Genomic DNA, 24,368 nt, shown 5'->3' on the forward strand with positions numbered 1-24,368 from the left:
ACCCGCTGCCCCGCGCAGGGAGTACGCCAGAGATGGCCGATGAAAACAATGACAACAACACCCCTACCCTCGACGAGAACGCGGAGGCTCCGGTAACACCGGAGGAAATCCTTCCCGTCTCGGAAGAGGCCGACGTTGCCGAGGCTGCGTCGGACTCTGAGGCGGAGGCGGACACGCCTGCTGACGCTGTGGCGGACACGCCCGCTGACGCTGCAGCGGACACCCCCGCTGAGACTGCGGCGGACACCCCCGCTGACGCTGTAGCGGACACCCCGGATGTCGACGAGCCTGAGGTGGAAACGCCGATCGCTGAGCCGGTGCAGCCTGGACCGCTCACGGCTGTGTCGCTCGGGCTGATCCCAGAGGTCTTCGTCTCGCAGGTCTCCACACAGTTGCACTTCTATGCGCCTGTGATCGCACCGCTTCCGACACGCCCAGGTCGTGACCGCGATCAAGATCGCGAAGAAACGCGCGACGCCGATCAGGACGACTCGCCCTCGGCCCGTCGTGGTCGCCGTCGTCGTGGTGGCAGCGCAGACAGCGATGAACAGCGTGAAGAGCCGCGCCAGCGTGAAGAGCCGCGTCAGCGTCAGCGCGTCGTCGAGTACATCACAGAGCCCAAGGCGATCAAGGGCTCCACACGTCTCGAGGCGAAGAAGCAGCGTCGCCGTGATGGCCGCGATGCAGGTCGTCGTCGCCCTGTGGTTACCGAAGCAGAGTTCCTTGCGCGCCGCGAGTCGGTTGACCGCAAGATGGTCGTCCGCTCGAAGAACGGTCGCACTCAGATCGGCGTTCTTGAGGATGCCGTGCTTGTGGAGCACTACGTCGCTCGCAACCTCGATGCTTCGCTGATCGGCAACGTCTACCTCGGTCGCGTCCAGAACGTGCTGCCCAGCATGGAGGCAGCATTCGTTGACATCGGTCGCGGACGCAACGCCGTGCTGTACTCCGGCGAGGTCGACTGGGATGGTGTCGAGACCGGCAACCAGCCCCGCCGCATCGAACTGGCGTTGAAGCCCGGTGACCGGGTTCTCGTGCAGGTGACGAAGGACCCGATTGGCCACAAGGGCGCACGCCTCACCAGCCAGATCTCGCTTCCTGGCCGCTACCTCGTGTACGTGCCAGGCGGATCGATGAACGGCATCAGCCGCAAGCTCCCGGACAACGAGCGTGCGCGCCTGAAGCGCATCCTCAAGGAGGTGCTGCCCGAATCCAGTGGCGTCATCGTCCGTACGGCCGCTGAAGGTGCCACCGAGGATCAGCTGACCCGCGATGTGCAGCGCCTCACCGCTCAGTGGGAGCACATCCGCAAGCAGGTCGAGAGCCAGCAGGCTCCGTCGCTCCTGCACGCTGAGCCTGACCTGCTCGTGAAGATCGTCCGTGACGTCTTCAACGAGGACTTCACGAAGATGCTCATTCAGGGCGAAGAATCACAGCAGACGATCCGTGCGTACCTCGAGAGCGTCGCTCCCGATCTGCTCGAGCGCGTCGAACCGTACGAGGATGACACCGATCCCTTCGATGCCTTCCGCATCACGGAGCAGATCGAGAAGGCTCTCGACCGCAAGGTCTGGCTGCCTTCTGGCGGTTCTCTCGTCATCGACCGCACAGAAGCGATGACCGTGGTCGACGTCAACACCGGCAAGTTCGTCGGCTCTGGTGGAAACCTCGAAGAGACCGTCACCAAGAACAACCTTGAAGCGGCTGAGGAGATCGTCCGTCAGTTGCGTCTGCGTGACATCGGCGGCATCATCGTGGTCGACTTCATCGACATGGTGCTCGAGTCGAACCGCGACCTCGTGCTGCGCCGCCTCATCGAGTGCCTGAGTCGTGACCGCACCAAGCATCAGGTCGCCGAGGTCACGTCGCTGGGACTTGTGCAGATGACGCGTAAGAAGCTCGGCCTCGGACTGCTCGAGACCTTCAGCGAGGCGTGCGAGGTGTGTGCCGGTCGTGGAGTGGTGGTGCACCATGACCCGGTTGTGAAGCACCGCTCGACCTCCAGCAACGGTGGGCAGACGAACAACAACCGACGCCAGCGTGGCGGTAACGGCCAGCAGGGTCAGAGCCAGAGCCCGCAGTCAGCAAGCCCCGTGGCTCACGGCATCCCTGAGGGAGCAAAATCCGCGCTTGCGCAGATCGCCGCCTCGACGCTCGCTCCGGTCGCTGAGGCGACCGCGGTTGCCTCAGCCCCCGTTGTGGAAGCCACGCAACCGGCTGCGACCGAGCGTCCTGCTGCGACCGAGCATCCGGCTGCGACCGAGCGTCCGAAGAAGCCGCGCAAGAAGCGTTCATCAGATCGCAACGCGGCGCCGAAGACTGAAGCTGAACAAATGCTGGATTCGGTGCTGGATGCTCTGCCGGAGCCTAAGGCACCAGGTCAGGGGCGTAACCGTCGCCGGGTGACCACGGCGGCACTGACTGGTACCCCGATTGCTGTGAACTCGTCACCGTCTACGGTCGCGAGCGGGGATTCGCAGTCCTGAAGCGATCAACCTTCGCGTGAGCTCTTTGCCGCCGACGTGAACAGCGCCGGCGGCAAGGAGCCGGGGGAGTGTGTCTTCGGGGACGTCGTAGTGATCAAGGTCAAATGACCGCGCCGGCAGACCATTCTGGCGTGCGAAGGCATGAAGTTCGTCTAAGCTGTAATCGCTGACGAGATGAGCCCAGAGGTGTCCGTGCGCGGGCCAGATGGGGTCATCGATCAGTAGGGTCACCCCGTGATCCTATGGCCGCGCGACACGGCGCGGACTCGCTTTGCGAGTGGGGCCGTGATCCGGTAAAGTAGTCCTTTGGTGCGCGAACTGAGTCGTTTCCACGAGTCGGTGCGGTACTGCCGGGCTCGCACCGTCGGACTTGCGACGAACGCAGGCACAGTCTTTCCGTGAGATTTTCGGAGCCTTGAGCTCCCCAACGAAACAGGTATCAAGTGGTTTACGCAGTAGTGCGCGCCGGTGGACGGCAGGAGAAGGTCGAGGTCGGCACGATCGTTCAGCTCGATCGTGTTAAGGCAGCCCAGGGCGAGAAGATCGAACTTCCCGCTGTGCTCCTCGTCGACGGCGCCACGGTGACCACCGACGCCGACCAGCTGGCAAAGGTCAAGGTCACCGCTGAGGTCATCACCAACCTCCGTGGTCCGAAGATCATCATCCAGAAGTTCAAGAACAAGACCGGTTACAAGAAGCGCCAGGGTCACCGTCAGGACCTGACTCGCGTCAAGATCACCGGCATCAAGTAAGCACAGAATAGGCTCAGGACATGGCACATAAAAAGGGCGCAAGCTCCACCCGTAACGGTCGTGACTCCAACTCGCAGCGACTTGGCGTGAAGCGTTTCGGCGGCCAGAAGGTCAGCGCCGGCGAGATCATCGTCCGTCAGCGCGGCACTCACTTCCACCCCGGCGTCAACGTCGGTCGTGGTGGCGACGACACGCTGTTCGCTCTTGAAGCGGGCGCGGTCGAGTTCGGCGCGAAGGGCGGCCGCAAGGTCGTCAACATCGTCGTCGCTGCAGCTGCGTAACACTCGCAGCACACAAGCATCCGGACGGGGCGGGCTTCGGCCCGCCCCGTCTGCGTATCCGCACTTGGCGGGTCGCTGAGCCTGTTCCGCACAGGAAATGAAAGGGAGACATGGTCACGTTTGTCGACACGGTGACGCTGCAACTGCGCGCCGGTAAGGGCGGCAACGGTTGTGTCTCCGTTCACCGCGAGAAGTTCAAACCGCTCGGCGGCCCTGACGGTGGCAACGGCGGTGACGGTGGCAATATCGTTCTCGTTGCCGACCCTCAGACCAGCACGCTGCTGGCGTACCACCACTCGCCACACCGCTCGTCCGATAACGGCGGGTTCGGCATGGGGGATCACCGTTCTGGCTTCGCAGGGGTAGAACTCGAACTTCCGGTTCCGGTCGGAACAGTCGTGAAGAACGAAGCCGGCGAAACCGTCGTCGACATGATTACGCCTGGGCAGCGCGTTGTCGTTGCCGAAGGAGGCAGAGGTGGCCTGGGCAATGCTGCTCTCGCCTCGACCAAGCGCAAGGCTCCAGGGTTCGCACTTCTCGGCACCGACGGCTTTGAAGGCGTGGTCACCCTCGAGCTCAAAACTGTGGCCGATGTGGCACTTGTCGGTTACCCATCGGCGGGCAAGTCGAGCCTGGTTGCAGCGGTGTCTGCAGCACGCCCGAAGATCGCCGACTATCCCTTCACCACGTTGCATCCGAACCTGGGCGTCGTTCAGGCTGGAGAGGCGCGCTACACGGTCGCCGATGTGCCCGGTCTCATTGAGGGCGCAAGCGAGGGTCGAGGCCTTGGTCTTGAGTTCCTCCGCCACGTCGAGCGCTGCTCGGCGCTGTTGCACGTCCTGGACTGTGCGACGCTCGACCCCGGTCGCGATCCGATCTCTGACCTCGACATCATCCTCGCTGAGCTTGCTGCCTATGAGGTGCCCGAGGGGCAGATTCCGCTGCTTGAGCGTCCGCAGCTCATCGCATTGAACAAGATCGATGTGCCAGAGGCCCGCGATCTTGCTGATCTCGTTCGCCCGGAGCTCGAAGCGCGTGGATTCCGCGTATTCGATATCTCAACCGTTTCGCACGAGGGCCTTCGCCAGCTCACTTTCGCGCTCGGCGACATCGTCGAGAAGCACCGTGCTGAAACAGCGGCTGAAGTGCCCGCCGAACGTGTCATCATCCGACCGCGCGGCTCGGAGAAGCCCTTCACTATCCGTGTCGAGGGCGGCTCCTACGGCACCTACTACCGCATTCTCGGCGCCAAGCCGGTGCGCTGGGTGCAGCAGACTGACTTCCAGAACGAAGAGGCCGTCGGTTATCTCGCTGACCGTCTCGAGCGTCTTGGCATTGAGGACGAGTTGTTCCGGGTCGGCGCGGCCCCCGGCGCAACCGTTGTCATCGGCGAGGGCGATGGATGGGTCTTCGACTGGGAGCCGACGATGCGTTCGGCAGCAGAGCTGATGACTGCGCCCCGAGGCACTGATCCTCGGCTCGCGCCGATGCCGCGTCGCACGACCACCGAGCGTCGTGAGAAGTACTACGAGCGGATGGATGCCAGGGCTGCATTCCGCGCCGAAGAAGACAACAAGCGTCGGGTCACGCCCAAGGAGGAGCTCGACGGAGAAGACGCATGACCGCACGTACGCGTGCGGATCTTGCGCAGGCCGAGCGCATCGTCGTGAAGGTCGGATCTTCTTCGATCAGCGGTGAGTCCTCGTGGCGTATCCCGATGATCGTGCACGCCCTGGCGGCTGCGCATGCGCGTGGTTGTGAGGTTGTGCTGGTGTCGTCTGGCGCTATCGCGACCGGCATCCCGTTTCTTGATCTGGATGCCAAGCCCACTGACCTTGCCACTCAGCAGGCGGCAGCGGCCGTGGGGCAGAACGTGCTCGTCTACCGCTATCTGGAAGCGCTGCGACCCTTCAAGATCGTCGCCGGTCAGGTGTTGCTGACTACGGGCGATCTGGAGAACGCTACGTCGCGCAGCAATGCTCGTCGTGCGATGGATCGGCTGCTCGGTCTGCGCGTCATCCCCATCGTCAATGAGAACGACACGGTGGCGACACAGGAGATCCGCTTCGGCGACAACGACCGGCTGGCCGCCCTCGTTGCACAGCTCATCCAGGCCGACGCACTCGTCCTGCTGAGCGACGTCGAAGCGCTCTACACGAAGCCGCCGACCGAGCCCGGAGCTGAGCCGATCAACGTGATCGCCTCTGACGCTGACCTCACCGGTCTGGAGTTCGGCACGACCGTCGTCAACAGCGTCGGCACAGGGGGCGCAGCCACCAAAGCCTCTGCGGCTCGACTTGCCGCGGCATCCGGAATCGGGGTGCTCGTCACCAGCGCAGATCTGGTCGACAGCGCTTTGAAGGGTGAGAACATCGGAACCTGGTTCGAACCCGCCGTTCCAACGGCCGGCAGTGCTCTCTGAACCGTCACACGCGGATCCGGCAGGGTCGCGGCTCGGTACACTGACCGGATGACCGCTGAGACCCCGCAGGACCGCCTTGCGCGCGCCAAAGAAGCCTCACGCGCGACCGCGCGTCTGACCAGTGACGAGAAAGCGCGCGCGCTTGAGGCGATCGCGCAGGCAATCACCTCGAATGCGGCATCCATCATCGATGCGAACCGTCGCGATATCGAACGCGGGCGTGAGAACGGTATTGGCGAGTCTTTGATCGACCGGCTCCGCCTCGACGAGAAGCGCGTTGCAGCACTTTCCTCTGCGGTTCGTGAGGTGGCGGCGCTGGCCGACCCGGTCGGACAGGTCGTCGGCGGGCACCGCATGCCGAACGGCGTCGCGCTGGAGCAGGTGCGAGTGCCATTCGGCGTGGTCGGCGCGATCTACGAGGCGCGTCCCAACGTGACTGTCGACATCGCGGCGCTGGCGCTGCGCTCGGGAAATGCGAGCGTTCTCCGCGGCGGCAGTGCTGCTCGCGATTCGAACACCGTGCTGGTGCAGATCATGCGCGATGCGCTTGACGGAGCCGGCATCACCGCCGAAGCAATTCAGACCGTCGATGACTTCGGCCGTGACGGCGCGAAGGCGCTCATGCACGGACGCGGCTTCATCGACGTGCTCGTGCCGCGTGGCAGTGCTGCTCTGATCGAAACGGTCGTCACCGAGTCGACAGTTCCCGTTATCGAGACTGGCGCAGGCAATGTGCATATCGTCCTCGATGAAACCGCACCGGATGACTGGGCGCGCGACATCGTCGTGAACGCCAAGGTGCAGCGGCCGAGTGTCTGCAACGCGGTCGAGACAGTGTTGGTGCTTCGCCAGGCCGCGCCGCGCCTGGTTCCGCTGGTTGCCGGGGCGCTGCAGAGCGAGGGCGTGACGATTCACGGAGATGATGCGGTAGCAGGGCTCATCAGCGGTGTGATTGCTGCCACTGACGAGGACTGGGCGACGGAGTATCTGAGCCTCGATATCGCGATGAAGGTCGTCGACTCGCTGGATGATGCGCTCGCCCATATCCGGCAGTACAGCACCGGCCATACCGAATCGATCGTCACGACTGATTCGCGCAGCGCAGAGCGCTTCCTCGCGGAGGTGGATTCCGCCGTGGTGATGGCGAACGCATCGACTCGATTTACTGATGGCAGTGAGTTTGGGTTCGGCGCTGAAGTCGGGATTTCGACGCAGAAGCTGCATTCGCGGGGACCGATGGGCCTTACCGAGTTGACCAGCACGAAGTGGCTGGCGCGTGGGGCAGGTCAGACGCGCGGGTGAGCGATAGGATGGGTGAGCGTCTTCTCGCACACGGTCACGAAACGGAGCCAGGATGAACCTCGTCGCACAGCTTGCGATGGTCGCTGCCGCAACAGAGCACCACGGCAACGTGCAGGCAGAGACCCTCATGTTCGGTCTCATCGCCGCCGGGATCTTCGCGCTCCTCGGACTCGTCACCTTCTCCTACCGTCACGTTGCGAACCGTCACTCAGCCAAGGCAGACGCCTGGGCTGAGCAACACGGCAAAGACGGACACGGGGCAGGGCACGGCCACTAGGGCGCATGGAGACAACGACCACGCGTGCCCCCCGCATCGGAGTGATGGGCGGGACGTTCGACCCGATCCACCACGGGCACCTGGTCGCGGCAAGTGAAGTCGCGCACTCCTTCGATCTTGACGAGGTTGTGTTCGTCCCGACCGGTCACCCCTGGCAGAAGTCGCACGTCACCCCGAGTGAGCATCGTTATCTCATGACGGTGATCGCGACGGCATCCAATCCACGGTTCACCGTGAGTCGCGTCGATATCGCGCGTGAGGGGCCGACTTACACGATCGATACCCTGCGCGATCTGAAGCGCGATCGTCCCGGTGCGGAGCTCTTCTTCATCACGGGTGCGGACGCCGTAGCGCAAATTCTCAGTTGGAGGGACCATGATGAGTTGTGGGAGTTGGCTCATTTCGTCGCGGTCTCTCGTCCAGGACACGTTCTGAGCACAGATGGCCTCCCGAGCGAGAACGTCAGCCAACTTGAGGTTCCGGCCCTGTCGATCTCGTCGACAGTATGCCGTGAGCGTGTGGGCGACGATCAACCCGTCTGGTATCTCGTCCCAGACGGAGTCGTTCAGTACATAGCGAAGCATCATCTGTATCGGAGCAAGGCATGAGTACATCGGATCAGCAGGGAAATCTGCCGCTGACCCGCAAACAGCTGCGGGAGATACGTCTCACCGGCTCCACGCCGGTGATCACTGAGGATGAAGCTGCTGCGGCTCAGGCTGAGTCCGCGGCCGCGGCCGCGGCGGAAGCGGAAGCGGAAGCTGCACCGTCGAGCCCACCCGAGACCGCCGATGTCCCGCCCGCGCCTCAGCCTGGTACCGACGTCGCGTCAAGCGATGCGCCGTTGACCCGCCGTCGGGTGCGTCAGCAGGAGCAGATTCGCACTGGATCCGTGCCGATCGCAGAAGAGCCGATCGCAGAAGAGCCGATCGAAGAAGTACCGGTCGCCGATGAGCTGGTCAGCGATGACCTTGTTGTGGTGGAAGACGACGATGACGTCGACGAAGAAGTTGTCGATGTCGCGCCGGTCAGTGCCGCTATCACTGCTGGTGACACCGCCACTGACACTGCTGAAGACGCCGACGATGCCGACGATGCCGACGATGAACTTCTCGTCGCCGAGCCGGTAGTCACCGGAGAGCGTCCCATCGTCAGCCCGACCTTCGGCCGTGGCCTGATCAATGAGCCGTCTGATGTGCCCACCTTCAGCCCTTCGTTTGATGATCTGATCACCTCGGGCTCAGGCGGTTCGCAGAACCTCGCACCGAACACACTGATCTTTACTCCGTCGGCGGGCGAACGTTCGCTTTCCGGCCCCGTCGCGTCCACTGGTGAGGTGCTGGTCACCGGCAGCTACGAGCTGCCCCAGGGAATCGGCTCGCAAGGCCACGCGCACGGTACTACAGACGGCAAGGAAGTCGACGCCGTTCTCATTGACGGTGAGCTGCCGCCGGCATCCTCCCCGACCCCGATCGCAGCCAGCGCTGCGATCAGTACGATCAAACCTGCCGGCGAGGTCATCCGACCGCCGGCGCCCGAAAAAGGCAACAAGCTCATGCTGATCCTGGCGATTACCGCCGGTGGTCTGGCGCTCGTCCTGGCGGCGGCCTTGGTCATCGCCTTCACCATGAATGTGCTCTCCTAATGCAGTCACCTGAAACAGCCGAAGAGATGCTGCAGCTCGCAGTAGACGCCGCAGTATCCAAAGGCGGAGAGGACCTTGTCGCACTGAACGTGTCGGAACCACTTCCGCTCGTCGACATCTTCCTGCTCGTCACCGGAAACAGTGAGCGCAACGTCGCCGCGATCGCCGACGAAATCGAAGACAGACTCATCGAGTCTGGCCACAAGCGCGTGCGCCGTGAGGGCCGAGCGGAGGCCCGCTGGGTGCTGCTCGACTTCGGCGACCTGATCGTGCATGTCTTCCACTCGGAGGAGCGCGTCTACTACGGCTTGGAGCGCCTCTGGAAGGACTGCCCAGTCGTGCCCTTCGAGCTCTCCGAGACCGCACCCGTAACCGAACGTCCCTGACGTGGGCGTGCACCTGCTCACCGGTGCCGGATCAGGCATCGGCGCCGCGCTTGCTCGCCGCCTGCATGATCGCGGTGATGAGTTGGTGCTGGTTGCACGCGACATCGGTCGCGCCCGTGAAATTGCGGCGCAGTTCCCTGGTGCCTCAACACTTGTCGGTGATCTGAGCCAGCCTGGGCGGCTGTCGTGGGCGCTGTCGAAGCAGAATCTTCCGGAGCGCATTGACTCTCTTGTGCACGTTGCAGGAGTTGTCGACCTCGGTCGCGTGGCAGACCTTGCTCCGACTCTCTGGGAGCAGCAGTTGGCTGTCAACCTGATCGCGCCAGCTGAGCTCACGCGTCTGCTGCTGCCGGTACTGCGGGTGTCTCATGGGCAGGTGGTGTTCGTGAACTCCGGCGCCGGTCTTCGCGCCCACGCGGAGTGGTCGGCATACGCGGCATCCAAGCACGGTCTCAAGGCTCTCGCCGATGCGCTGCGTGACGAGGAAGCCGAGCACGGGGTGCGGGTCAGTTCGATTTTCCCGGGGCGCACAGCGACACCGATGCAGGCGCGCGTGCACCATCAAGAGGGCAACGAGTATCACGCGGAGCGCTTTATCGATCCGGAATCAGTCGCGACCGCGATTCTCACGGTCCTTGATCTTCCGCGCGATGCTCAGGTCACAGATCTTTCGGTGCGACCGGGCGTCTAACGACTACGGATCGCCGATCCGAGATCAACTGCGCAGTTGGTAGCGCCGCTCTGTTCGCCCGGCGCCACCAACTACTCCATTTTCAGTCTGCCGAGCGGCGCACCGTCAGTAGAAAGACGCTGTCCTCCCGCGCGATGACACTGTGCCGTTCGGGTGGAATCGGGATGATGTCACCGGCACTGAGATCCCAGTGTCGATCCCGGCCGCGAAGCTGCAGGTGCCCGGTCAGCACCTGCAGCGTCGCCTCGGGAGGACTGTCATGCTCGGGCAGTTCCTGATCGGCGAGTAGAGCCATCGCTGTCTGCCGCAGAATCGCCTCACGGCCGCCGTACACGGTCTTAGCAGCGCGGCGCGCATGAGACTCACGCGCAGTCGACAGCAACTGTTCCTGCAGCGTATGGAGATTGACCAGCATGTCGCTCATCATCGCACTCTCCGATCTCCGAGGGGTCAGATAATCTGACGACCCTCACGCTTCGCTTCGCGTGCGTCCTTCATAAATGCACGGACGATCACGACCAGTACACCGATGACGACCACCGGCCACACGAGCACGTATGCGGTCAGAATGATGATTTCCATCATGCGTCCTTTCCTGCGAATGCGCCGCTGACGGCGGCATCCGCGTCATTAACATCGATGACCCCAGTATCCACAGGGTCGAATTCGCCAGTGCGCTGGGCGATCAGGGCGAAGTCGAACCTCTTTTTCTTGTTCAGCATGGTCAGCGCGACACAGACGATGGTGCTTACCGCGTAGGCAACCAGCGAACCCGACAGCACCGGGTAGGTGTGCAGGAAGCCGATCCCGAACGGAGCCACCGCCACGGTGGAGATGATGCCGACCACGACTGCCACCCGGAGTCCGAAGAATCCGAACGACATCAGCGCCAGCACCACGCCCACACCGATTACGGAGAGCACATCGCTGGCGATGCCCAAGCCTCCGGAAAGGTCGATCCACTCGAAGCGCACAGGCAGGAACACAGCCAGGGCAGTGGCCACGGCGACGCTGAATGCGACGTTGGTGACGCGGTTCCAGTAGAAGCTTGCGATCACGGGGAACACGAGGGCTCCCCACATCGCACCGACGAACACCAGCAGATCGAGGATGTTGAACTGCATCGTCGCGAAGCAGAGCGCAGCCACGGTGGCACCGACCATCGTCAGTCGTCCCACGAGCAGCATCGTCTTCGGATTGGCGTTCTTCTTGCCGGCGATGTTCTGACCATAGATGTCTGCCATCGCGATCGATGAGAGCGCCGTCATATCGGCATCCGCTGTCGACGACAGCGAGCCGATGATCATCACGAAGAACACACAGATCAGTGCAGGCGGGAGGTAAGTCGCCGCCATCTGCGGGATCAGGTTGTTGACGTCGCCGTCCATCGGCTCAATACCCGCGTACAGGGCGAGGACGCCCAGCATGCCGATACCGATGATGGATGCTCCGTAGCCGAACGTCGCTGTGATGAACGTCTTCTTGATCAGGTCTTCCCGCACGGCGAACAGGCGCTGTGCGATGGTCTGGTTGCCGATCGCATATGCCAGCACGGCCGCGATGTACGGCGCACCCTGGTTGAAGAACGCGTCGGACGAGAAGAAGTCGCCCTGTTGCGGGGTCAGGTTTTTCGCACCGGTGACGAACAGGTCAGGACCGCCGGCGGCGAAGAAGATCACCGGGACGATGATCGCCACCGCGCCCAAGATCGCCAGAACCTGCGCGAAGTCGGTGAGTACCGACGCGCGGAATCCGGACCACAGCGTGTATGCAAGAACGCCGATCGCGATTGCGACGATGCCCTGCGTGAACGTGAACGGCGACAGCATCGAAATGAGCGCGCCACCTGCGATCAGGTTGGAGGTGAGACTGATGATGCTGCCGAGCACGTTGGAGCCCGCGAGCATGAGCTGGCTGGAGCGTCCGTGCCGGGCGAACATGACCTCGGCGATGGTGTGCGCCTTTGGCGCCACCTTGCGGATGCGTCGGCCGAAGGGGTAGATGAGCAGAATCATCAACGCGCCCCAGAGCCCGTAGTGAATGGGGCCGGAGATGCCGTAGGTGTAACCGGACGTGGCCGAGGCATACATTGATGATGCCCAGATCCAGGTCGCAGTCATGGATGCGGCCGAGATGCCGAATCCGATCTTGCCGCCGCCAGTCATGTACCCGTCGGCGTTCTCCTTCTTCCGGGAGATGCGGATGGACATGTACAGGCTGCCGCCGAAGAACAGCAGCATGAGCAGGATCACGATTGGTCCTGACAGTGTTTGGAGGTCGCCCACCGGGTCTCACTTTCTCGTCTTTGATGCGACAGAAGCCGCTGTTCGAAAAGAGAAAGTGCGCGCTAAGTGGGGGAGAAGTAAGCGGTGCGAGTAATGGACATTTGGGGCATAGATGCTGTCAGCATGAGGGCGAACGAACCTGGATCACTGAGGTGCATGGCAGCACACAGACGAGAGACCCGGGGTGCGACTCCTTTCGGTTCGGGTGTTTCGAGGCGCGCCAAACTAAGAGGCATCCTCGAATGGGAAGTAGATCGGTTGCGTTCGGCGCGCAGTCGGGCGCGTTTATCGCGTGAGAGCGCACACGCGCTCCCTGCTCATGCGGACACGAACATCCTTTACACCATAGCAAGGTCTTGGCGCGCCCGAGCCCACGCGCCTTCCGGCCCCCGCAAACAGACTCAGCTAAAGAGCACGATGGCGTAGACGGCGAAGAGTGCGAGGTGCGTCGCGCCATGCATCGCGGTCACCCTCTTTGCAGCGAACGTGGTCACGGAGAGCAATAGCGTCGCACCAAGCAGCAGAAGGTTCGCGGGGGACTCCGCCAGGATTACGGTCTGGTCCGTGAACATTCCGATGATGAGAACCGCCGGGATTGTGAGTCCGACAGTCGAGACGAGTGCGCCGTGGCAGAGGTTGTTCACCCGTTGGGCTTCGCCGCTCAGCGCCGCCCGCACGGCAGTGATGGACTCGGGGAGGAACACGATGGCGGCGATGAGAACGCCAGCGAGCGCGGCGGGCGCACCGATGCGGCCGAGCCCGTCGTCCAGAAGCGCTGCCATATCGTGCGATAGCAACACGATCGGAATGACGGTGACCACCAGCAGGGCGAGGCGGACGATCACCTCGGTGCGGTGCTCGCGGATCACCTGCTGGATGCCGGGCGCTTCTGGTGCCGTTGTCGCAGGATGCTGCGGTCGAGGTGTACCCCGTTCGTCGACCTCGATGAAGTCGCCTGCTTGCGATCCCATCTGTCGGAACAGGAAGAATACGTAGAGCGCGAGAGTGAGGACGATGATCGGGAGTTGCTGGGCCGGTGTGTACGAGCCGTTCTCGCCGATGAGCGCGGGCAGGGCGAACGCGAGTGCAACGAGCACGACGAGCATTGCGAGATATGCCGAGGTGCCGGTTCGGTTGTGAGTCATCCCTCGGTGACGGATACCGCCGACGAGGAGCGCGAGCCCGATGACGAGGTTGAGGATGATCATCGACACCGCCATGACGGAGTCACGGGCGATCGTGGCATGCTCGCCAGGACCAAGCATGACGGCTGAGATGAGTATCACCTCGATGAGCACGATCGAGAGGGTGAGTACCAGCGAGCCGTACGGATCGCCGAGGCGATGGGCGAGCGCTTCCGCCTGTTTCACAACTCCGAACGCGCAGACCAGGATCACGCCGATGATTATGGCGAGCGCAATGAGCAGCAGCGGCGCCGGGACAGGCGCATCGAGCAGGGGGCGGGCGAGTAGCAGTGCGCCGAATGCGCCCCAGCCGAGCACGACGCGGACGATGTCGGTCGCTCCGACCAACTGCTTGAGATCTGTGGGGGACATCACGGGCTCCTTGGTGGGGCCGTCCCCTTGATGATGCAGCTGCCGAAGGTCGTCCTTCGGTGTCATTGAATATCGAGGGTAGCAAATGCCGGTGATCGCTCCCTAGTACCTCAGCTCAGTGGCCCCTCCAGGACCGTGAGGGTGTCCACTCCGTAGAAGCCGACAGACTTGTTAAGCGCGAGCATGGGCTCATTGGTTAGCGCCGTGTACGTCTGCAGGGATCGTGATTCCACACTCTCGGGCAGGCTCATGAGCAGACGGAGGTTGGCAGCCTTCAGAGCGCGGCCGATACCTCGACCGCGAAAGCTCTTGTCGACGAAAGTGTCATCCTGATGCACAATCTCCGGATCTGAACGCGAAAGGAGGATCTCGGTGTAGCCAATACCGTCGCCGTCCGTGCATGCCAGACTTCGCACCAGGATGTAGCCCTGATCGTGCATACGTCGCTCATTTCGGCGCACTGCATCAACGTCTATGTTCGCCGGAATGCGGCTCAGGTCGCCCATCGGAACGTCGCCAGACATCCCTGCGCGCAGCCAGGCCCAGTTCTCGACAATTTCATCGGGACAACGCCCGCACCAGGAACGCACGTTAATGCCCGCAGGCGCGTCCGGAAATGCTGCAAGTTGCGCTGTCGGGAAAGGGAGATCCACAATCTGTCGACTTTCGCGATTGCCGATGCTCAGCCCTTCGGCGCGCGCGAATGTCACCCCAGCATCAGAATAGGTTTCGGTCTGAATGACGGTGGCTGTGCCTCGCAGCATGTCGCGCACGGCATTAAGCAGCATCCGGGCAACGCCACGTCGTCGGAAGCTGTCCAGGACAGCGATCTCCACGTCTGCCGGCTCGTTCGGAATGACGCTCGCTTCGGCCGCGCCGACCGGTACGTCACCGATCTTGGCCATAAGAAGTGCCGAGGTTCGTGTCGGGTGCGGATTCTGAAACTGAGCGAGCGTTGCGTCATCGCTACGGAACCAGACTTGCTGACGACCGGCCGCATACCCATCGCGCAGCACGCTGTTCCATTGGAGGAGCTGGCGGACATTCATCCGGTCGACGACATCCACATGCAAGCTCATAGGGGGATCACACAACTTTCAACTACTCAACGGCCAAGACGGCACAGGTGCATTCTTCCAGATTCTGTTATGGCACCTCCTTAGCAGCACCTGCCGTTCAAGCGCCGGCAGCCCGTCACGTACTCTGTCCTCATGCGCAGCGAGTATGTCGATGAGCGGGACTCCACATGGGAGCGTGACGACCCTCGCTTCCGCATCCTGGTGTTCAAGGGCCCTGACAACCAAGTGTCAGCCGTAGACCTCGTCGACGCCACCCTCGACGAAGCCATGGATTCCGCGCATGCGCTTTCGAACGGCGACCAACACTTCTGGTCGTTGGCGATCGTGGATGACGACTCGCATGGTGCACGCGGGTTGATTTGGCTTTCTGGGATGGATTACAACGACACTCCTGTCACTGCACGTCAATGGCTGCTCCGCCGACAGATGCAGAGCCGCTACCTGTTGGCCAGGACTCAACGCGGGTTGCAACCACTCCTACCCAATGGCCTGCGACTGCTTCGCGTGTTCCCCGAGTGGATCAGCGGCTGGCCGCTATGGGAGGACTTCTCCGACGAATACCGCCTCGGCGTCAGCTCCATCGATATCTCACCTGATTTGGGCTCTGCATTGTTTGATTGGAACGAGGAGTGGTTGACGAGACAAGTGGATGAACCGCTCGCCGATCCCAACGGCTGGCGCGAGCGGGGCGTGCTGCTTGTCGATCAGCTCCAGCGCGAGCTGAAGGGTGTGGCAGAGGTTCGTCCCGAATTTTTGTGGTGAGCCCTTCCCCAGGCTCACGGGCGGTCACGGACCATCGACCAACCGCCTCTCACACGGCAGGCAGTGTCGCAAGGTATCCAGGTAACGGTCCCGGGGGACACGATCCGCGCGGATGCCTCCTTGTGGCGAGCCCACTCACCGACACCTCCACGCGTCAGGCACTGAGGTTCAGAGACACATCGGTCAGCGCTCTAGGAGGCACTGTTCTGATCGTTACCCAGCGATACGGAAGACTCCGATCCCGGTTTCGCCGTCGGAGGTGTAGACGGGGATCGTCCAGCCGTTCGGGTACTTCTCGGCGGCTTCTTCCTGCCAGCGCAGTGCCTCATCTGGATTCGTTGGCATTCCCTCGTGGTCAGGGCTGGGGGAGTTCAGTTCGTTCGCGAACGCATATCCCTCGACGGCTGAGCCATCTGGTGCGATGCCGACCACGCTGACCAGGTCTGGGTCGCCCTGAGTTGAGCCCATGATGCCGTATGTCTGCCCGTTCGCGTTGATACCGAGGCTGGTGGGCACGTGGGTGACGTACTGAACAGTCACGATCCCAGTGAACGCGGAGGGCGTCAGGTACAAGGTGTCCACGGAGCTATCTAAAGGGAAGTCGTACCAGGCCGCGGAGTTCGGGCCGGCGGAGAGGTCCTCGGCGCTCCATGACGCGGAAGGATTGTTCCCGCCCGGATCGGTGCCCCAGTTGATGGATCCCTGGGTCGACGCCGTGATCGTGACGCGGGCGTGAGTCGCCGCATCCGGTCGGTCTTGCAGCGAGATCTGCGTCGCAGTCTCGACGTTTCGGCTGATCGGTTCGCCGAGCAGAGAGATGATGGGCGCGCCCGGTATCACGCCTGCGGGCGCCGTGACAGCATCCGGGTAGCGGGGTGTGGGCTCCCCTGACGGTTGCGCCGGCGCGACGGTGAGCATCCCGGAGGCGGCGAACGCTCCCGCAGATACTCCGGCACCTGCCAGTGCGCCAACCAGAACAAAGCCCGCAGCCCACAGCCTCCGCCTCCGGCGTGGGACCGGGTTCTCGGCGACGTGGTTGATGAGGTTCGCTCGGATGATCTCGGAGCGTTCCGGGGTGAAACTAGTCATCATGACCCTCCTTCAGTGAGCGGATGCGGAGAGACCGCGGATCGCAGTCGGGCACGAACGCGAGACAGTCGCATTTTGGCGGCTGACTCGGTAAGCCCCAGCACCGTCGCAGCCTCACGGATCGCAAAGCCTTCCAGGGCAGTCATCGCGAGAAGCTTCGCGTCAGCTGGTCGTGCAGCGGCGATCGCTTCCCGCAGCGCGACCAGTTTTTCGTCTGCGCGATCCGCGATCTGATCTGCAGGATCGGGCACGATGGGCGGGGCGGGCAACGCCGCAAGGAACCGGTCATAGCGACGTCTCGCGCGGGCCGCGTTCCGCGACACGTTCTGCGCCGTGACGATCAACCATGGCAGCAGTGACCCGTCAACGAATCTCACCGCTCTCCGGCGTCGCCACAACTCCAGAAACGTGGCCGCAGTCAGGTCCTCGGAGTCACTCGCGGTATTGCCGCTCGCAATCAGATGACGGAAGACACGGTCACGGTGCCGGTCCCAAATCACGCCGTAACGACGCATATCGCCCGCCAGCACGAGCACCCACACCATCTCATCCGAATCATCTGCCACACTTTATAATGTCCGCAGCCGCCCGAATAGTCACAACCTCCCCGCGACGAATGGGACTGCTGCACGGTTGGGTGACAGTTTCTAGTCACGCCGCCAGTGCGATGGTCGTGTTCATGATGGTCTCGAATTCTATGGGCGTCGAACGAGGTGATCGCCGTTCTCAGTGGATTCGTGAGCGTCGGTGTTGCAGCGACCCGACGATAAAACGTCATGCAGATCGCGATCTTGATTGGGGTCGCGATCGCGATCATAGTTAGTGCGCTGGCTGTGAGCACGGAGGCAGGCGACTTGTTGTTGTCTCGGATCGATCTCACCGCTGTCCCAAGTGCGGTCTCGGCCAACGGTAGGGGTCTCGATGACGGGAAGCGGCGTCAGCTCCCTGGCGGGATGGCGGCTTGCCAAGCGGTCACATGCACGGTCGCGCCGGAGATGATGTCCAACGGGGTATCCCAGGAGAGCCGATCTTCTCCCGGAAGCACGGCAATCCACAAACTGCGGGCCGCAAGCTGTCCGTGTACCGAGTTCGCATCCCACCCGATCACAGCCGAGGCCGACTCGCCCGGCTGGAGGGTGACCGGCGATGCGCCTGGGTCCTCCGCCATGAACGAGCGGCCGTGCTCGACAACCACGTCGAGAAGGTGCTCGTTCTGGTCTCCGTACACGATGTCCGGATACCCGTCGACGACGCACGCCTTCTCCGAGACGTTCACGAGCGACAGCGACTGCCCTCGGTGTCCGGTGGCGGCATCCGGCGCCGGTGCCAGGATCGTCGTGTTCGTCGACGTGCACGCATCTTCGGCCGACAGGCCTTCGGAGGGCGCTGCGGTCGGCACCGGTTCACCTGCCGCGGAGGGATCCGGGGCAGCCGCCCCTTCCGGATCGGCCTGCCCCTGCGCCGCCGCCTGTTCCTCGCGTAGCTGTTCCTGCGTCGCGTTGTGACCAGCCACGGCCGCGAACGGAAGACCGATCAGCGCGATGACCGCGATCAGGGAAACAACGGCAGTCGACGCCGTCACACCGGAGGTACGGCGCGAAGGCGTCGAATCCGAGTCCTTCACCCGTCCCGACCGCACCCACACGAGCGCAGGAATCCACCCCACCAGGGCGGCCCACCAGGTCGTCAGAGGTGCGGCACCCATGGTTCCTGCGGCGCCACGGACCCCGAAGGCACCGACCCAGGAGACGAAATTTCCAAGATCCAGGGCAGCGCCGATGGCGAAGGCGGTCAGAACCGCGGAGAGCCAACCGGCCGCGAAGGCAGCATGACCTGCCGAGAACCTGGAGGCAAGCACAGCGAACCCGGCGACGAGCACGGCCGCCATCAGCATCTGAACGCCGGCCGCCCACAGGACTGGGCTTCCGAAGACCCCGCGGCCCATGGGGGAGGGGACGAGCTGAGCCAGCGTCGCCATACTTCCGCCGGCCGAGTACAGAAAGTGCGGCGCCCAGCCGCAGAGGAACCACAGGACGGCGAGCACCCCTCCGCCGATCAGACCACGCCGCATCGTACTCCCTCCGGTCAGCACCACGCACGCGCGGATGCCTCGACCCTATCGTCACGATTTCCGCGCCCGCTCAAAACCCATGGGTTTCGAGACACCGAGGTTATGCGACAGCCGATCAAGTTGACGCTGTCCGTCAAAACACCTCGTTGAGGACGGTATCTGAGGCGCTGATGGGATACGCATCGAGATTGGGAGCATCAAGGATCGTTAGCGCTGTGCTCTGTGTACATCCGACGATGAGGCTTCGCGCGTAGATGTCTTGACCGACGAACCAGCGGAGATCGGATGGCCACCAGTACATCGGCACACGCCCGATCACGGTGGCCGGAACGAGGGGAACTTGACCCTCGTCGATCAAGGGGCCGGAATAGAGCACCATCTCGCGCCGATACGGTGAAAACATCACTGCCGGCCCCCGGAACTCCGTGGCGTAGCCGGTCCAAGTCGCGAAATAGTGAATGCTTGTATCCACGTGAAGTGCCTCGATGAGCGCAATTGCGAGGCTAGCGTGGGGGTCTCCCATCCGTGGTTCCCCGTCGCCGTCGGGAAGCACGACACCTTCAACGGTCTCGAACTCGGGCCACTGCATCCAAGCCCGAGGCTCGACTCCGCTCCGGTTCACGGCATCCGTCCACGACACCGTCGAGCCGTCGCGAAGCTCGATCGGATTGAGGATGCGCACATACGACTCGTAGCCGGGCGGGACGACCGACGTCACTCTGCTTCCCGTCGGGTCGAGCAGTTGGGCCACGGCCTCGGCCGGGCGAAGACCCTCTTCATGACGCAGTGGGGGCACCTCACGAGACTAACGAGGCCGGCCGAACGAAGCCAGAGGCACCAATTTCGCACCGACACCGCCCGCTCTCACCCCATCGGGTACCCCCCTGCCTCGTCATATTCACCCGGAACCGCGTCCCAGTCCCAACCGACCAAATCGAGTCCGTCCGCGCATCCGGGAGGGATGGACTGCAGCACTCCGCCAAGGCAGAGCTGAGCGCGATCACCTCGATCGATCACCGTGACTGGATGACCAGGCGTCAACAGTTCAACGCTGTTCAACGACGCGGGTTCCGCCACACTCGGATCGGTACCCGCTGACACAGCGCACGCACTGAGCGACGAGGCGAGGAATGCGCCCGCCATCGCTGCCACAATGAGTCGCTTCTTGATGTTCGCCGCCATCGTGTCTCCGTTCACTTCCGAGGTTATCCCTCACTCTGAAGTGTCCGCAGCGTCGAAAACGTTACATCCGCCAGGTCATATGTCCCCACCGATACCCGCTGCGCAAAGGTAGTCATGGCTCGATTTTCAGTGTCCGAAGTCGCCCCCACTTCGGTCCACAGTCATCATCACTCGGGTTCAACGCGGTGGGTTGAAAGCTGCACGCGGGGCAGAAGACCCCTGCGGGAAGGCGCGGCCTGACTTCGGCTCCGGGTGAACGCTGCACGCACCGTGCTCAAACGACACGTGCTCACAGCGCCTCGCAAAAGAGTGCCCCGGGTGACAGCCGTCTACCTGCAGTTCAACATTCGGCCGACATCGCGGAGGGAAAGAAAAAGCCCCCGGTTTCCCGGGGGCTTCTCTCTTTGGTGGATCTGAGGGGACTCGAACCCCTGACCCCCTGCATGCCATGCAGGTGCGCTACCAGCTGCGCCACAGACCCATCTTTGCGCCCCGGATGAACGGGGCAACTTGAAAAGAATACAACATTCGAAGCGGCGTCCGCCAATCGGGCACAGCGCCCGGGTGTTTCATCGTGAGGGAGGTGGAACATTGTTGCGGATGCATGCGTTGCCATAGATATGGAGATCGTGGACAGCATCGTGATCGGCGCAGGGCAAGCGGGTCTGTCGACCTCGTACCACCTGAAACGCCTGGGCATCGATCACCTGGTCCTTGACGCGAACGATGCTCCGGGCGGTGCGTGGCAGCATCGGTGGGACGCGCTCACCATGGTCGACGTGCACGGCGTTGCCGAACTCCCCGATGCGCAGGCGCCGGCACGCGATGGCAAACGAGCGAACGTCGCAGTGCCAGCATCCTTCGCAGACTACGAGCGCGAAAATGTTCTTCCCATCGTCCGGCCAGTGCACGTCGATCATGTCACCGACGAAGACGGCATCCTCGTCGTGCACGCCGGGGAGCGCGAATGGCGCACCCGCACTCTTGTGAACGCCACCGGCACGTGGACGCAGCCTTTCCTGCCGCACTACCCGGGCATGGAGACCTTCGTCGGCGACCAACTGCACACGATCGACTATCCGGGTCCTGACCACTTTCTGGGCAAGCGGGTGCTCGTCGTGGGTGGCGGCGCATCTGCTGTTCAGTTTCTCGGCGCACTCGCACCGATCACAGAAACGCTCTGGGCCACCCGCCGAGAGCCGGTCTGGCGTGATGATGACTTCAATCCCGATGCCGGAGCAGCTGCGGTCGCCCTCGTTGAGCTGCGTGTTGCGCAGGGACTGCCGCCGCAGAGCGTAGTCAGCGTCACCGGGCTCATGCTGCGTCAACAGGAGCGCGAGGCAGAGCGACTCGGCGCCTACTCCGACCGTCGTCCGATGTTCCAGCGGATCGAAGCGGATGGCGTGCGTTGGGCGGATGGCTCCTTCGAACAGGTCGATGCAATCCTCTGGGCGACCGGCTTTCGCCCGGCGATCGGACACCTCGCACCTTTGCACCTGCGCAGCGAATCAGGTGGCATCCAATTAGATCGGAACGGACGCGGAACGACCGCAGTCAAGGATCCGCGCATTCAGCTCGTCGGCTACGGACCTTCCGCCAGCACGATCGGCGCCAACCGCGCAGGCCGCACGGCTGCGAAGGGCGCGCAGCGCGCCCTCGAGACGATGACGACCAGCGTCACCAGCGGTTGAGGACGTCCTCGGCCCAGCCTTCGATCCCGTCGACCAGCACGCGCTCGTCGGCGGCATCCAGCACCCAACCGCTCCAGGTGCCGAACAACTGATCTGTGCGTGTAGAGATCACGAGCACGTTCGTCCGCGAATGCTTGTTGTAGAACGGCGTGAACGTCAGATTCGCCCGCTCGCCGTGAATATGCCAGGGCTTCATCCAATCGGCGGAGTCGTAGTCCCAGACCAACTCTTCACTGATCTTCGACAGCGTCCCGTCGACGACGACCGCGTTCTCGGTTGCGCCTGATCCATCGGTCCACTTCGATCCGAGCTGCAGACCGATCACGCGTCCATCGACGACCCCGCTGCCGGCCGCCCAGTTCCACCACACCTGATACGGCCAGCGTCCGCGACCATGGTCGAGTACTGCCCAGCTGCCGTCGGGCACGTCGAGCGCCTTGCCATCGATCGTGAGTGTGCCGTGCGCAGGGCGCGCGACATCCTTGACCGTGTACTGGAAATGACGGATGCTGTCGCCTCGCCGCCACGGCACGACAACGCCCATCGACTCATGACCGGGTGGTCGATCCGCAATGATGTCGAACGACACTCGTGGCGCCGTGCCGCGGAGCCGCGTACCTCCCGCGGTCCCGGCATCCTCATCGATCTCATCGATGTCGAGAGTGACCTTCCCGGTGCGCGCCCTCGCCGGCCCATCGCCGAGGGATGCCGGCAGTGTCGCACTGCGCCCGCCAGGGGAGAGAACCGTGGTGTCGATCTCCTCGCCCGTTGCCCGGTCAAACACCCACACGGAATGCAACGACAGATAGTCGATGCACGAGACCGTGAGCGCGACGATGTGCGTGGGCGTCATGACGCCCCAGTACTCCCACCGCTTGTTACGGCCCCAGTGGCCGCGACCTGGGATGCCTGAGGTGTCATGCAGCGGGGTGCGCGTCCACCCGAGGGCAGTCGGGTTCAGCCGGCCGTCTGCACCGATGAGCAACACACGATTAGTGATCTCACGCTCGAGCATGAAGAGATTCTACGGCGCATTGTGGCCGCAGCCGGATAGCCTGGACGCATGATCCGCGCGCTGTTCACGATCATCTGGCTCCTGTTGTCGGTCTGGCTGCTGATCTGGGTGGGCGAGAGCCTGTTCGGCATAGACCAGCGGCAGTCGATCCTTCCCTTCCACAGCGATGACCCGCTGACTGCCCCGATCATCATCGGCACCAGCTGGGGCATCATCTTGATGATCGCTGGGGCGGCGTCTGCATTTGGTCGCCGTGCGGCGCCGCGTGGCGACACGGAGATCGGGGTCGGGGTGATCGTGGACCTCGTCCGGGGCAGCATTCGCGTGAATGACCTGCCGCAGTTCGACATCTACCTCCGAGTCACTGGCGCCGACGGGGTGGAGTTCATCAGTCATATGCGTCGGACGCTCGAGCCGGCCGAAGAAGCGATGCTTCAGGTGGGTATGCCGTTGCCAGTGCATTACAGCGTGACCGATCCTGACGTGGTCACGCTCGCCGACATGACCGACCTCGTCGTACGGGACGCGATGCTCGACTGGCGCATCCGCCGCGGTCTGATCGAACCTCGGCAGGTGCGGGCGCGCACCTCAGGCATCCAGTCGCCGGCCTCGATTCTCAGCACTCGCCCCACCGGTACTCGCAGAGAAGGGCAGAGCGAGCTCGCGCTGCGTGTGCTGGTGACCCCGGATGGTCAGTCGAGCTGGGAGACCGACACCACGGTGTTTGTCTATCCGGATGCGATCTCACGGTTGCAGGTCGGCTCGCCGGTGTGGGCGATGTACAGGCGTGAAGATCCACACACGATTGCCATCACGATCGAGCAGGAGGTCGGCCGATGAATCTGCTCGACTCGCTCGTCTGGCTGGTCAATTTTCCGGTCACGCACGGCTACGCGATCACCTTCATCGCTGCGTTTTCGATGGTCGGATGCTTCATGTTGGCCGCGCGTTCCCGGAAGGTCTCCGTCGCATTGGCAGATATCCGCGAACGCGAAGGGCTCCCGGGCACGTCGCAGGGGCGTCCCGGAATCGAGGTGCTGTCGCGAATCCGACGCATCATCTTCGGCGCGCTGGGGCTTGTGATGCTCGTATCTCTTGTTCTCGGCATCCTCGCAACCACTGGTGTGCCGCTCACCCGTGGCTACATCCACGACAACGGAGTTCCCACCACGGGAGAAGTCGACGGCGGATGGGTCAGCTTCACCTCCAGCGCCGGTGTCGAGTACACCCTGCGCAATGACTCGTTCACACCATCGGTGCATCCGGACACAGGCTCTTACGTAGGATCGGGTGAACCGGTGGTCATCCGCTACCTTCCCTCGCACCCTCAGGCCTACGTCATCGACACCACTCAATCGCCGCAGTAACTCGCGTCGCCCCCGTCACAAGCAAGGAG

At 63.1% G+C, this 24,368-nt stretch carries 27 protein-coding genes and 1 tRNA gene; 15 read left to right on the plus strand and 13 right to left on the minus strand.

The genetic code is table 11. The features are described 5' to 3' along the window. The first annotated feature begins 32 nt into the window (after positions 1-32). Positions 33-2,486, plus strand: a complete 2,454-nt coding sequence (locus AC1C2Q_RS16800) for an Rne/Rng family ribonuclease (protein ID WP_495451062.1) — start codon at positions 33-35, stop codon at positions 2,484-2,486. On the opposite strand, the gene AC1C2Q_RS16805 is transcribed toward AC1C2Q_RS16800, so the two are convergent. Then, complete coding sequence (locus AC1C2Q_RS16805) at positions 2,448-2,717, minus strand: DUF4031 domain-containing protein (RefSeq protein WP_495428577.1); 270 nt, start codon at positions 2,715-2,717, stop codon at positions 2,448-2,450. The two genes, AC1C2Q_RS16800 and AC1C2Q_RS16805, sit on opposite strands and share 39 nt — an antisense overlap. Before the next feature lie 212 nt (positions 2,718-2,929). Here AC1C2Q_RS16805 and rplU point away from each other — a divergent pair, with 212 nt between their 5' ends. From rplU to AC1C2Q_RS16855, 10 genes are all read left to right on the plus strand, one after another. Beyond that, on the plus strand, positions 2,930-3,238 hold the full coding sequence (gene rplU / locus AC1C2Q_RS16810) for a 50S ribosomal protein L21 (protein ID WP_495428578.1): 309 nt from the start codon (positions 2,930-2,932) through the stop codon (positions 3,236-3,238). A gap of 20 nt (positions 3,239-3,258) precedes the next feature. Next, positions 3,259-3,519 (plus strand): 50S ribosomal protein L27, encoded by a 261-nt coding sequence (rpmA, locus tag AC1C2Q_RS16815; RefSeq protein ID WP_495428579.1) that lies wholly within the window; start codon positions 3,259-3,261, stop codon positions 3,517-3,519. A 110-nt stretch (positions 3,520-3,629) separates the two neighbouring features. Then, on the plus strand, positions 3,630-5,141 hold the full coding sequence (obgE, locus tag AC1C2Q_RS16820; protein WP_495451063.1) for a GTPase ObgE: 1,512 nt from the start codon (positions 3,630-3,632) through the stop codon (positions 5,139-5,141). Continuing rightward, positions 5,138-5,941, plus strand: a complete 804-nt coding sequence (gene proB, locus AC1C2Q_RS16825) for a glutamate 5-kinase (protein WP_495451064.1) — start codon at positions 5,138-5,140, stop codon at positions 5,939-5,941. Before obgE ends, proB begins: the two co-directional genes overlap by 4 nt. A gap of 48 nt (positions 5,942-5,989) precedes the next feature. Further along, positions 5,990-7,243: a glutamate-5-semialdehyde dehydrogenase gene (locus AC1C2Q_RS16830; RefSeq protein WP_495451065.1), complete on the plus strand. Its 1,254-nt coding sequence runs from the start codon at positions 5,990-5,992 to the stop codon at positions 7,241-7,243. Between the two features lie 52 nt (positions 7,244-7,295). After that, complete coding sequence (locus tag AC1C2Q_RS16835; RefSeq protein WP_495451066.1) at positions 7,296-7,520, plus strand: hypothetical protein; 225 nt, start codon at positions 7,296-7,298, stop codon at positions 7,518-7,520. Between the two features lie 5 nt (positions 7,521-7,525). Continuing rightward, positions 7,526-8,128 (plus strand): nicotinate-nucleotide adenylyltransferase, encoded by a 603-nt coding sequence (nadD, locus tag AC1C2Q_RS16840; protein ID WP_495428584.1) that lies wholly within the window; start codon positions 7,526-7,528, stop codon positions 8,126-8,128. Further along, positions 8,125-9,165, plus strand: coding sequence for a hypothetical protein (locus AC1C2Q_RS16845; RefSeq protein WP_495451067.1), 1,041 nt, complete (start codon positions 8,125-8,127; stop codon positions 9,163-9,165). The genes nadD and AC1C2Q_RS16845 overlap by 4 nt, the downstream gene beginning before the upstream one ends. Then, positions 9,165-9,551 carry a ribosome silencing factor gene (rsfS, locus tag AC1C2Q_RS16850; protein ID WP_495428586.1) on the plus strand — a complete coding sequence of 129 codons (387 nt, stop codon included), beginning with the start codon at positions 9,165-9,167 and terminating at the stop codon, positions 9,549-9,551. The genes AC1C2Q_RS16845 and rsfS overlap by 1 nt, the downstream gene beginning before the upstream one ends. A gap of 1 nt (position 9,552) precedes the next feature. Continuing rightward, positions 9,553-10,242: an SDR family oxidoreductase gene (locus AC1C2Q_RS16855; RefSeq protein WP_495428587.1), complete on the plus strand. Its 690-nt coding sequence runs from the start codon at positions 9,553-9,555 to the stop codon at positions 10,240-10,242. An 82-nt stretch (positions 10,243-10,324) separates the two neighbouring features. Here the strand turns inward: AC1C2Q_RS16855 and AC1C2Q_RS16860 are convergent, their stop codons facing one another. The 5 genes from AC1C2Q_RS16860 to AC1C2Q_RS16880 all read right to left on the minus strand — a co-directional run bounded on the left by AC1C2Q_RS16860 (position 10,325) and on the right by AC1C2Q_RS16880 (position 15,150). Continuing rightward, positions 10,325-10,666, minus strand: a complete 342-nt coding sequence (locus AC1C2Q_RS16860) for a cupin domain-containing protein (protein WP_495428588.1) — start codon at positions 10,664-10,666, stop codon at positions 10,325-10,327. Positions 10,667-10,692: 26 nt separating this feature from the next. Beyond that, positions 10,693-10,824: a putative transporter small subunit gene (locus AC1C2Q_RS16865; RefSeq protein ID WP_495451068.1), complete on the minus strand. Its 132-nt coding sequence runs from the start codon at positions 10,822-10,824 to the stop codon at positions 10,693-10,695. Beyond that, positions 10,824-12,482: a sodium:solute symporter family protein gene (locus AC1C2Q_RS16870; RefSeq protein WP_495431637.1), complete on the minus strand. Its 1,659-nt coding sequence runs from the start codon at positions 12,480-12,482 to the stop codon at positions 10,824-10,826. Before AC1C2Q_RS16870 ends, AC1C2Q_RS16865 begins: the two co-directional genes overlap by 1 nt. 446 nt (positions 12,483-12,928) lie before the next feature. Next, a complete protein-coding gene (locus AC1C2Q_RS16875; protein ID WP_495428590.1) occupies positions 12,929-14,083 on the minus strand; it encodes a calcium:cation antiporter in 1,155 nt (384 codons plus the stop codon). 110 nt (positions 14,084-14,193) lie between these two features. Beyond that, positions 14,194-15,150: a GNAT family N-acetyltransferase gene (locus AC1C2Q_RS16880; protein WP_495451069.1), complete on the minus strand. Its 957-nt coding sequence runs from the start codon at positions 15,148-15,150 to the stop codon at positions 14,194-14,196. Between the two features lie 144 nt (positions 15,151-15,294). On the opposite strand from AC1C2Q_RS16880, the gene AC1C2Q_RS16885 reads away from it, so the two are divergent. Further along, positions 15,295-15,924 (plus strand): hypothetical protein, encoded by a 630-nt coding sequence (locus tag AC1C2Q_RS16885; RefSeq protein ID WP_495451070.1) that lies wholly within the window; start codon positions 15,295-15,297, stop codon positions 15,922-15,924. Positions 15,925-16,137: 213 nt separating this feature from the next. Here the strand turns inward: AC1C2Q_RS16885 and AC1C2Q_RS16890 are convergent, their stop codons facing one another. From AC1C2Q_RS16890 to AC1C2Q_RS16915, 6 genes are all read right to left on the minus strand, one after another. Continuing rightward, on the minus strand, positions 16,138-17,013 hold the full coding sequence (locus AC1C2Q_RS16890) for a hypothetical protein (RefSeq protein ID WP_495451071.1): 876 nt from the start codon (positions 17,011-17,013) through the stop codon (positions 16,138-16,140). Further along, on the minus strand, positions 17,013-17,579 hold the full coding sequence (locus AC1C2Q_RS16895; protein ID WP_495451072.1) for an RNA polymerase sigma factor: 567 nt from the start codon (positions 17,577-17,579) through the stop codon (positions 17,013-17,015). The genes AC1C2Q_RS16890 and AC1C2Q_RS16895 overlap by 1 nt, the downstream gene beginning before the upstream one ends. A 371-nt stretch (positions 17,580-17,950) precedes the next feature. Next, positions 17,951-19,084: a DUF4232 domain-containing protein gene (locus tag AC1C2Q_RS16900; protein ID WP_495451074.1), complete on the minus strand. Its 1,134-nt coding sequence runs from the start codon at positions 19,082-19,084 to the stop codon at positions 17,951-17,953. Between the two features lie 133 nt (positions 19,085-19,217). Further along, a complete protein-coding gene (locus AC1C2Q_RS16905; protein ID WP_495451075.1) occupies positions 19,218-19,880 on the minus strand; it encodes a hypothetical protein in 663 nt (220 codons plus the stop codon). A 68-nt stretch (positions 19,881-19,948) separates the two neighbouring features. After that, the gene (locus AC1C2Q_RS16910) at positions 19,949-20,266 is read right to left on the minus strand and encodes a hypothetical protein (RefSeq protein ID WP_495451077.1); all 318 of its coding nucleotides are present in this window, start codon (positions 20,264-20,266) and stop codon (positions 19,949-19,951) included. A gap of 405 nt (positions 20,267-20,671) precedes the next feature. After that, a tRNA-Ala gene (locus AC1C2Q_RS16915) sits at positions 20,672-20,747 on the minus strand. A 139-nt stretch (positions 20,748-20,886) separates the two neighbouring features. Between AC1C2Q_RS16915 and AC1C2Q_RS16920 the strand changes: the two genes are divergently transcribed. Then, positions 20,887-21,957 carry an NAD(P)-binding domain-containing protein gene (locus AC1C2Q_RS16920; RefSeq protein WP_495428600.1) on the plus strand — a complete coding sequence of 357 codons (1,071 nt, stop codon included), beginning with the start codon at positions 20,887-20,889 and terminating at the stop codon, positions 21,955-21,957. Here AC1C2Q_RS16920 and AC1C2Q_RS16925 read toward each other — a convergent pair. Further along, the gene (locus AC1C2Q_RS16925) at positions 21,944-22,972 is read right to left on the minus strand and encodes a DUF2804 domain-containing protein (RefSeq protein WP_495451078.1); all 1,029 of its coding nucleotides are present in this window, start codon (positions 22,970-22,972) and stop codon (positions 21,944-21,946) included. The genes AC1C2Q_RS16920 and AC1C2Q_RS16925 overlap by 14 nt on opposite strands. Before the next feature lie 48 nt (positions 22,973-23,020). Here AC1C2Q_RS16925 and AC1C2Q_RS16930 point away from each other — a divergent pair, with 48 nt between their 5' ends. Together AC1C2Q_RS16930 and AC1C2Q_RS16935 are read left to right on the plus strand one after the other, a co-directional pair. Continuing rightward, positions 23,021-23,812 carry a hypothetical protein gene (locus tag AC1C2Q_RS16930; RefSeq protein WP_495451080.1) on the plus strand — a complete coding sequence of 264 codons (792 nt, stop codon included), beginning with the start codon at positions 23,021-23,023 and terminating at the stop codon, positions 23,810-23,812. Then, positions 23,809-24,339: a hypothetical protein gene (locus AC1C2Q_RS16935; RefSeq protein WP_495451081.1), complete on the plus strand. Its 531-nt coding sequence runs from the start codon at positions 23,809-23,811 to the stop codon at positions 24,337-24,339. The genes AC1C2Q_RS16930 and AC1C2Q_RS16935 overlap by 4 nt, the downstream gene beginning before the upstream one ends. Positions 24,340-24,368 lie beyond the last annotated feature (29 nt).

It is taken from the genome of Microbacterium sp. Y356 (assembly GCF_059445355.1).

Bases quoted from the DNA above. Each gene is read 5' to 3' on its own strand.
- AC1C2Q_RS16910 (WP_495451077.1), bottom strand. From the start codon at position 20,266: ATGGCGGCGAACATCAAGAAGCGACTCATTGTGGCAGCGATGGCGGGC.
- rpmA (WP_495428579.1), top strand. From the start codon at position 3,259: ATGGCACATAAAAAGGGCGCAAGCTCCACCCGTAACGGTCGTGACTCC.
- AC1C2Q_RS16830 (WP_495451065.1), top strand. From the start codon at position 5,990: ATGACCGCTGAGACCCCGCAGGACCGCCTTGCGCGCGCCAAAGAAGCC.
- proB (WP_495451064.1), top strand. From the start codon at position 5,138: ATGACCGCACGTACGCGTGCGGATCTTGCGCAGGCCGAGCGCATCGTC.
- rsfS (WP_495428586.1), top strand. From the start codon at position 9,165: ATGCAGTCACCTGAAACAGCCGAAGAGATGCTGCAGCTCGCAGTAGAC.
- AC1C2Q_RS16800 (WP_495451062.1), top strand. From the start codon at position 33: ATGGCCGATGAAAACAATGACAACAACACCCCTACCCTCGACGAGAAC.
- AC1C2Q_RS16865 (WP_495451068.1), bottom strand. From the start codon at position 10,824: ATGGAAATCATCATTCTGACCGCATACGTGCTCGTGTGGCCGGTGGTC.
- AC1C2Q_RS16870 (WP_495431637.1), bottom strand. From the start codon at position 12,482: ATGCTGCTGTTCTTCGGCGGCAGCCTGTACATGTCCATCCGCATCTCC.
- AC1C2Q_RS16930 (WP_495451080.1), top strand. From the start codon at position 23,021: ATGATCCGCGCGCTGTTCACGATCATCTGGCTCCTGTTGTCGGTCTGG.
- AC1C2Q_RS16890 (WP_495451071.1), bottom strand. From the start codon at position 17,013: ATGACTAGTTTCACCCCGGAACGCTCCGAGATCATCCGAGCGAACCTC.
- nadD (WP_495428584.1), top strand. From the start codon at position 7,526: ATGGAGACAACGACCACGCGTGCCCCCCGCATCGGAGTGATGGGCGGG.
- AC1C2Q_RS16860 (WP_495428588.1), bottom strand. From the start codon at position 10,666: ATGAGCGACATGCTGGTCAATCTCCATACGCTGCAGGAACAGTTGCTG.
- AC1C2Q_RS16900 (WP_495451074.1), bottom strand. From the start codon at position 19,084: ATGCGGCGTGGTCTGATCGGCGGAGGGGTGCTCGCCGTCCTGTGGTTC.
- AC1C2Q_RS16925 (WP_495451078.1), bottom strand. From the start codon at position 22,972: ATGCTCGAGCGTGAGATCACTAATCGTGTGTTGCTCATCGGTGCAGAC.
- AC1C2Q_RS16875 (WP_495428590.1), bottom strand. From the start codon at position 14,083: ATGTCCCCCACAGATCTCAAGCAGTTGGTCGGAGCGACCGACATCGTC.
- AC1C2Q_RS16935 (WP_495451081.1), top strand. From the start codon at position 23,809: ATGAATCTGCTCGACTCGCTCGTCTGGCTGGTCAATTTTCCGGTCACG.
- AC1C2Q_RS16920 (WP_495428600.1), top strand. From the start codon at position 20,887: ATGGAGATCGTGGACAGCATCGTGATCGGCGCAGGGCAAGCGGGTCTG.
- AC1C2Q_RS16885 (WP_495451070.1), top strand. From the start codon at position 15,295: ATGCGCAGCGAGTATGTCGATGAGCGGGACTCCACATGGGAGCGTGAC.
- AC1C2Q_RS16845 (WP_495451067.1), top strand. From the start codon at position 8,125: ATGAGTACATCGGATCAGCAGGGAAATCTGCCGCTGACCCGCAAACAG.
- obgE (WP_495451063.1), top strand. From the start codon at position 3,630: ATGGTCACGTTTGTCGACACGGTGACGCTGCAACTGCGCGCCGGTAAG.
- AC1C2Q_RS16835 (WP_495451066.1), top strand. From the start codon at position 7,296: ATGAACCTCGTCGCACAGCTTGCGATGGTCGCTGCCGCAACAGAGCAC.